The sequence below is a fragment of the Actinotalea sp. JY-7885 genome (assembly GCF_014525465.1).
Taxonomy (GTDB): Bacteria; Actinomycetota; Actinomycetes; order Actinomycetales; family Cellulomonadaceae; genus Actinotalea.
This window is the reverse complement of the sequence record NZ_JACEXH010000153.1, coordinates 1-7853: the sequence shown is the minus strand read 5'-3', so window position 1 is coordinate 7853 and position 7853 is coordinate 1. Positions and strand designations below refer to the sequence as shown.

General features: G+C 77.1%; 5 protein-coding genes. All 5 read right to left on the bottom strand.

Translation table 11 applies throughout. The annotated features are described in order from the left end of the window. Nucleotides 1-1936: FtsX-like permease family protein (locus tag IDM29_RS12920; RefSeq protein WP_223148306.1), on the bottom strand; the 1936-nt coding region annotated here is incomplete at its 3' end. 92 nt (nucleotides 1937-2028) lie between these two features. Next, on the bottom strand, nucleotides 2029-4374 hold the full coding sequence (locus IDM29_RS12915; RefSeq protein ID WP_182113740.1) for an FtsX-like permease family protein: 2346 nt from the start codon (nucleotides 4372-4374) through the stop codon (nucleotides 2029-2031). Then, complete coding sequence (locus IDM29_RS12910) at nucleotides 4371-5060, bottom strand: ABC transporter ATP-binding protein (RefSeq protein ID WP_182113739.1); 690 nt, start codon at nucleotides 5058-5060, stop codon at nucleotides 4371-4373. The genes IDM29_RS12915 and IDM29_RS12910 overlap by 4 nt, the downstream gene beginning before the upstream one ends. Further along, on the bottom strand, nucleotides 5057-5590 hold the full coding sequence (locus IDM29_RS12905) for a PadR family transcriptional regulator (RefSeq protein WP_182113738.1): 534 nt from the start codon (nucleotides 5588-5590) through the stop codon (nucleotides 5057-5059). Before IDM29_RS12905 ends, IDM29_RS12910 begins: the two co-directional genes overlap by 4 nt. Nucleotides 5591-5682: 92 nt before the next feature. Further along, the coding region (locus tag IDM29_RS12900) for an ATP-binding protein (RefSeq protein WP_304518687.1) at nucleotides 5683-7853 on the bottom strand (2171 nt) is incomplete at its 5' end.

Here is a 7853-nt window from a genome sequence, read left to right as displayed (position 1 = left end):
GCACCGCGACCGGGTGCCCCGTCCGCGCGCCCGTCCCGGCCTGGGTCGGCTGCCGGAGCCGGGCGCTCGCGACCAGCGCCGGCTGGGGCTCGCCGCCACCCACCGCCCGCGCCCCCTCCGCGAGCACCGCCGGCGTCTGGGAGGCCGCCGACTCCACCACGACGGGTGCCCCGACGGAGAAGGCGGCCTGCTCCGCCTGCGACGTGGACCAGGTGCTGAGGTACGAGCGCGTGAACGTGGCGACGGCGACCGTCACGGCCACCAGGAGGACGGCCGTGGCGGCGCGTCCCGAGCGCCGGCCGATCTCCCACCCCGCCAGCTGCGGCACGATGCCGCGGCCCCGCGCGGCCAGTCGCTCCAGGAGCGCCGAGGCGGCGGGCAGCAGGCGCAGCGCGAGCAGCGTCGCGGCCGTGAGCACCACGGCCGGCCCCACGACCAGGACGGGGTCGATCGCGACCCCGCCGTCGGAGCGGCGCACCGGGCTGCCGTAGGTCTGCAGCTGCCACAGCGCCACGCCGCCCAGCACCACGAGCACGACGTCGAGACCGGCGCGGGCGAGCGCCGCCTGCCGCTCCGGCCGGGCCCTGGCCTGCTCGCTCTCGACGAACGTGTCGCCGGGGCCGAGCAGCGGCGTCACACCGACCGCGGTGACGAGCAGCGCCGCGCCCGCCGCCACGAGCCACGGCAGGAGGCCGACGTCGGCCCCGGCCGTGCCTGCCAGCGTGGTGCCCTGCACGAGCGCCGCGTGGACCCGCGTCGCGAGCAGCGTGCCCGCGACCGCCGCGCCGCCCCCCAGCGCGAACGACTCGAGCGCGCCCGCGGCGACGAGCTGGGCCCGCGAGGAGCCCCGGGCCCGCATGAGCTCGTGCTCGGTCCTGCGGTCCTCGGCGAGCAGACGGGCGCTCTGCGTCAGCGTCGCCACGGCCACCACGACCAGCAGCAGCGCCACGACGACGACCCCGCTGCGGGTCACGACGAGCGCCCCGGCCGCCCTGCCCGCGACGGTCTCCAGGTCGCTGGAGTACCTGACCCCCGAGACCGTGCCCCGGAGCGCGTCGGCCACCCCGTCGCGTGCGGTCTCGCGGTCGACGCCGAGCCGCGCGAGGTCACCCGGCCCGACCCCGTCGACGTCGGGCGTGTAGTGCACGGTCAGCTCCGCGACGGTCAGGGGCGACGCGTCGAACCCGGCCTGGGCGACGACCAGGGGCCCGACGCCGTCCGTCACGACCGTGCCTCCCGCGAAGGGCACCGGGAAGACGGGGTCGTGCCCCACGCCGCGCAGGCGGTCCTGCTGCCACCACGGGTCGTCGAGGTCACCGGCACGGAAGAGGCCGACCACGAGGGCCCCGACGGCCGGCTCCCCCTCCCGCGGGTCGACGAGCGGGATGGTGTCCCCCGTGACGACGCCGAGGGCGGCGGCACCGGCCTCGGGCACCGCCACCTCCAGGACTGCGCCCGTGGCCGCCGGGTCCGGCCAGCGGCCGTCGACCAGGACGGCGTGGTCCTCGACGCCCTGGCGCACGGCGACCCACGTGAGCGCGGACCGCCTGCCCTCCCGCGGGACCTCGGCGAGCCCGGACTCGGCGTCGAGCGCCCGCGCCGTCACCGGCACGCCGATCGCGGCGGAGACCGCGAGCGCCGCGCGCTCCTGCGCCGCCGCCGTGCCGCCCTCGACGTCCTGGGCGACGACGCGCACCTCGAGCTCCGAGGCCGGCGTCGTCGCGAGCGCCGCCCGCACCGCCTCGCCCTCCGACCGGGTGACGAGCAGCGTCAGGGTGCCGAGCGACGTCGTCACGAGCAGCGCCACCAGCCCGACCACCGCGAGCACGCGCCACTGGGCGCGGGCGCGACGCAGGACCGTGGCGGCGAGCCAGCCCCAGGGCACCCGCGGGCGCGCCGGCCTCGCGCGTGCGCTCGCCCGCGGCTCCTGCACCACGCCCACCTCCCCCGGCCCCGGCCGATCGTAGGGGCGGGGTGAGAGCGTGGCCATCGTCCCCAGGGCGGAGGCGGCGCCACCTGCCGCTCACATCACTCCCGCCGCAGGCCACCCGGGGACGTGAGCCGCCACAGCAGCGGCAGGCTCGCCGCCGTGGTGGCGACCACGACGAGCGCCGCGACGCCCGTCGTGAGCCCGATCCCGCGCCAGTCGACGACCAGCGGCGCCTCGGCGCTCGCCTGGAGCGCCGTGGCGAGGGCGGTGCCGGTCGCCGCGGCGAGGACGAGACCCAGCACCATGGGCACGGCGACCTGGAGCATGACGGAGGCGCCGAGCGTCCGCCGCCGCGTGCCGAGCGCCGAGAGGGCCGCGAGCAGGTGTCGGCGCTCGCGGAGCTGCTCCACGACGTTCACCAGCATGCTCGCGCCGATGACGACCAGCAGGCCGACCGTCCCCACCAGGAGCACCTCGCGGACGGCCCGGAGCGTCGGGGTGACGTCCTCCGGCTCGAACGAGGCCAGGTCGGTACGGACATCGGCCCGGCCCACGGTCGTCCGCAAGCGCTCGAGCGCGTCGGCGTCGGTCGGGTCCAGGACGACCAGCGCGGTCACCCAGCTGGGCGGCGGAGCGAACCCGGCCGCAGCGGCGGGGGTCACGAACAGCTCGAACTGGGGCAGGGGCCCGAACGCTCGAAGCTCCTCCGAGGGCTCGACGACCTGCACGCCGTCGGGCACGGTCCACGTCGCACCCGGCGCGTCCTCGGCGACGAGGGTCGCGCCCGCCGCGGGCCGCGCGCCACCGGCGGCCGGGACGACGAAGACGTCGCCGTCGCGGCAGGAGCCGAGCGACGCCTGCACGGCGAGCGTCGCGCAGGAGCCCACGTGCGCGGTGCCGGCCGACCCGCCGGCCACCACCGCCACGGTGCTCACGACGTCGACCTCCGCCACGCCCGGCGAGCCGGCGAGGACGTCCCGCCACCGCGCGGCCGGGTCGTCCTCGCCGGCCACGAGGTAGTCGGTGACCCGGGCGTCGAAGTGCCTGTCGACCCGAGCGGTGTCCGCCGCGTACTCGTGCTCGATCGCGGCGGTCATGCCCTGCAGCGCGATGAGCCCGGTGACCGCGACGACGACGCCCGAGACGGCGCGCACGGCCGTGCCGCTCTCGAGCTGGAGGCGCCGCATCGCGAGCTCCCAGGCGACGGGACCGGCGCCCGACCGGCGCACGGTCGCCTCGACCAGCCACGGCAGCAGGAAGGCCACGCCGAGCAGCAGCACGACGAGGCCGGCGGCGACCGAGACCTGGGCTGCGGACGTGACGGGAGGGCCGGACCTCAGGGGCTGCAGCAGCACCAGGCCCACCAGCGGCAGCACGGGCCGCCACCACAGGCGGCGCCGCCGCTCGGCGGCGTGGCGCACGACGCCGAGCGGCTCGACCACGACCCGCCGGAGCGCCGCCTGGGTGGCCACGACGGCGAGGACCGGGACGAGCACGACGACGAGCGTCGCCAGGCCGACGTCCGGCCGCAGGTCACCGGGGAAGAAGCCGAGGGAGCGCGGCACGAGGCCCGGCACGGCGCCGCGCACGAGGGCGTACAGGGCGCCGCCGACCACCAGGCCGGCGAGCGCGCCGCCCAGCGTCTCGCCGGCGGCGACTCGGCGCGTCATGGCGGCGTCCGCGCCGACGAGCCGCAGCGCCGCGAGCCTGCGGTCGCGGGCCTCGCCGCCGAACCGGACGGCGGTCGCCACGAAGATCAGGACCGGGACGAGCAGGACGGCGAGCAGGACCGCGCCCAGCAGCACGAGCAGGACGTCGCGGGTGCCGGCGCCGCGGGAGGTGCTCCCCCAGGTGTCGATGCGTGAGCTCAGGGCGGGCTCGAGGACGTCCGTCCCGGCGTAGGCGAGGTACTCGTCCGGGCCCGCGAGCCCCGCGGGCCCGATGGTGCCCACGACCTCCTCGCCCCAGCGGCCCTCGAGCAGCGCACCGTCCGGCGACCCGAGCAGGCGCGCGAGCGCGGGCGAGACCACGATCTCGCCCGGCCCGGGCAGCCGCTCCACGCCCGGCGGCGCCGGCGCCGCCGGGCCCTCCGCCTGCACCAGGACGACCATGATCATGTCGTCGCGGAAGTCGGAGAACGCCGCTGCCACGAGGAGCGTGTCGTCCCGTGCCGGGCCCTGGTCGCCGGTCCAGTCGATGGCTCGGGCGTCGAAGCGCGCGTCCCTCGCCGCCAGGACGGACGGCACCGACGCAGCCAGGAGCAGCGCCAGCACCCCCAGGCCGATGCCGCCCGCGATGAGCGCGAGGCGTGCCCAGCCCGAGCGGTCGCCGCCCGTGCTCAGCCGCAGCCCGAGGCCGAGCTCCTGCGCCCACCGGACCGGGGCGGGCCGGCGCCTCGCGGGACGCGACCCCGTCGTGGTCGGCGGCGGCGCCGTCGTCGTCACCGCGCGTACTCCTGCTCGCGCACTCGTCCGTCGCGGACGACGGCCTCGCGGTCGGAGTACGCCGCGACCCGCGCCTCGTGCGTGACCAGGACGACGGCGGCGCCCGTGTCCCGGGCCGCCGCGACGAGGAGCTGCATGACGCGTTCGCCGTTGAGCGAGTCGAGCGCGCCCGTCGGCTCGTCGGCGAAGACCACGCGGGGCCGGGTGACGAGCGCGCGCGCCACGGCGACCCGCTGGCCCTGGCCGCCGGACGCCTGCCCCGGTCGCTTGGCGGCGACGTCGGCGACCTCCAGGCGGACCAGCCACTCCAGGGCGGTCCGGTGCGCGTCGCGGCGGCTCGCACCGGCGAGGCGCAGAGGCAGGGCGACGTTCTCCAGGCAGCTGAGCTCGGGCACGAGCTGGCCGAACTGGAACACGAACCCGAACTCCGAGCGGCGCAGGGCGCTGCGCTCCGCGTCGGACATCGCGGCCAGGTCGCGGCCGTCGTAGGACACCCGGCCAGAGTCCGGCCGCAGGATGCCGGCGAGGCAGTGCAGCAGCGTCGACTTGCCCGACCCCGACGGCCCCATCAGCGCGAGGACCTCTCCCGCGTGGAGGCGGACGGAGGCCGAGGACAGCGCCTCGGTGGGCCCGTAGGCCAGGCGCAGCTCCTCGGCGACCAGGAGCGGGGCGCGGTCGGCGGTCACGGGGTCCGCCTCGGCCGGACGGTGCCGGCGAGCTGGTCGAGCCGGGCCGCGGTGAGCTCGAGCCACCGCAGGTCGGCCTCGAGGTGGAACAGGGCGTGGTCGCAGACCAGCTGGTCGGCGAGGTCGCCGTCGGTCTTGCGGCGCGTGAGCTCGCGCATGAGCCGCAGGTGCTCGGCGCGCTGGGTGTCGAGCACCTCCGTCGCGTCGCGTCCGGTCAGGAGGGCGAGGACCACCTTCGTGTACAGGGTGCTCTGCAGGTACGGCTCCGGCTTCTCCGGCTCCGCGAGCCACGCCCCCACGTCGCTGACGCCCGCGTCGGTGATCGCGTACCGCTTGCGGTCCGGCCCTTCCCCCGGCTCGGGCTCGACCTCCACGAGGCCGTGCTTCAGCAGGCGCGCGAGCGTGGAGTACACCTGCCCGTACGCGAGGGGCCGGCCGTGCCCGAAGCGCTCGTCGTACGAGCGCTTGAGGTCGTAACCGTGACAGGGACCGGACTGGAGCAACCCGAGCAGGGTGTGGCCGACGGACATGCCGACGACTATACGCACGATGTATACCCGCCGTATATAGCGCCGCGCCCGGACCCGCCGCCCGGTCGTCGGTCGCGGTCGTCACACCGGCGTCAGGCCGGCGCGGCACCATCCGGGACCCCGGCGATCGGCTTCGTCCGCGACCGGCCGGACGCGTCCTTGAGCACCACGTACTTGAGGTCGACGTGCGGCTCGAGCGCACCGAACTTGTCGTTCGGCGCCCCGATCACGAGCTGGAAGCCCAGGCCGCGCCACGCACCGATGGCCCGGCCGGTGAACCGTGCGTCCGCCTTGATCAGCGCCTCGTCGAGGAACACCGGGGCGTAGCGCGGGCGGTCCGCGCCGGCGTCGCCGAGCTGGTAGCGCAGGGCCGCGCCGACGATGAACGCGACGAGCTCCTGGGACTCCCCGCCGGACTTCTCGCCGATGTGGTCGTACAGCGCCACGTGGCGGCCCTCGAGGTCCACCTTCTCCGCGCTGAGGCGCACGTGCCGCCGGACGTCGACGAGCTCGGCGAAGTCGGGCGCCGTCCGCCGGATGCGGTCGACCACCTTGGCCATCCGGAGGTACCGCCGCTCGCGCTCGGCGTCGGTCGCGTCGGTCGCGAGGACCTCGCGCAGGTCCCGCAGCTCCGCGCGGAAGCGCGCCACCACGGTGGACTGGACGTCGCGCGCGTCGATCCGCAGCCGGTGGTCGTCGTCCGCGAAGGGCAGGTTCGCGAGGATGTCGTTGACCGGCCGGATGCGCTCCTTGATCTCGCGCACGGAGCGGGCGAGCCCGTTGTGCAGGTCCGCCAGGTCGTTGCCGGACAGCCGCAGCAGGCTCCGACGCCACTCGGCCTCGAGCCCGTGCAGGCCGTCGGCCTCGAGGTCGGCGAGGAGCCGCGCGAAGTCGCCGTACGAGTCCTCGGGGTCGGTGCCCAGGTTCGGGTCGGGCCACCGCTCGACGAACGTCTCGAACGTCCGCCGCAGGGCGTCGCGGGCCGCGACCAGCATCTGCTGGGCCGCCTCGCGGTCCCCGCGGAGCAGGCCCGCCGCGCGGGCGAGCGTCTCGTCGAACCGCCGCAGCGCCTCGACGGGTCCGGCCGGTCGCGCCGCGGCACCGGCCGGCTCCCCCGTCGCGCCGAGCAGCCGCTCGAGGTAGGCGCCCTGCTCCTCGTCGACGGTCGTCCCGGCCGAGCGCGCCGCGTCGAGCGCACGCTGCGCGACGTCGACCTCGTCGGTCGTCGCGGTCCAGCGCCCCTCGAGCTCGTCGGCGGCGCCCTTGACCCGGCCGAGCTCCTCGGTGAGGGCGCGGATGCGCGTCTCGAGCTCCGCCACCCGCCGCTGGAGGCGGGCCACCTCGGGGCTGCCCGACGTGACGTCGTCGATGACCCGCTGCCACCGCACCACCTCGGCCTCGGCCCCGACGACGTCGACCTGCTCCCAGGTGAGCTCGCCGAGCTGCACGTAGGCGTCGCGCTGGACCTCGAGCCGGTCGAGCCGCTGCTCGGCGGCGACGACCTCGGCGTCGGCGAGCCGGAGGCGCTCCTGCGCGTGCGCGTCCTGCCGGTCGAGGTGCTCGAGCCGGCGGGTGTTCGTGAAGCCCAGCACGTTGGTGCGGCCGCGGCCGCCGTGCGCGCCCCGCCGCCCCTCGGAGACCTGGCCGGCGCGCGTCAGCGCCTTGGCGTGCTGCGCGAGCTCCCCGGGGGTGTCGACGCAGACGTACGCGAACCTGCTCGCGAGCTCCCCCCGGAGCCACCCGCTGAACGGGCCGGGGCGCACGTCGAGCCGCCCGGGCAGCGTGCGCGGGTCCAGCGCGACGTCGTCACCCATCCCCGTCGGGACGCCCTCGAAGCGCACGCGCCGCGCGACGGGCACGGCGTCGACCGCGGCGCGGAACGCGCGCAGGTGCGCCACGTCGATGAGCAGCAGCGTGGCGAAGCCACCGAGGGCGAGGTTGAACGCGTCCCGCCAGGGCTCGTGCTCGGTACGGACCTCGACGAGCTCGGCCACGAAGGGCAGGTCCTGCGGCTCCAGGCCCGCGGCGCGCGCCAGGGCCTCGCGCGCCGCGTGCAGGTCGCCCGGGATGTTGTCGGTACGGCGCGCGACCTCGGCCCGCTCCTCGCGCAGCGCCGCCAGCTCGGCGCGCGCCTCCTTGCGCTCGGCCATCGCCTCGGCGAAGGCCCGGCGGGTCGCGGTCTTGGCGTCGTCGTCGCGCAGCGCGGCGCCCGCCTGCGCGACGAGCGCGTCGAACTCCGCCGCGGACGTGAGCGGTCGCCCGA

Bases quoted from the DNA above. Each gene is read 5' to 3' on its own strand.
- IDM29_RS12905 (WP_182113738.1), bottom strand. From the start codon at position 5,590: ATGTCCGTCGGCCACACCCTGCTCGGGTTGCTCCAGTCCGGTCCCTGT.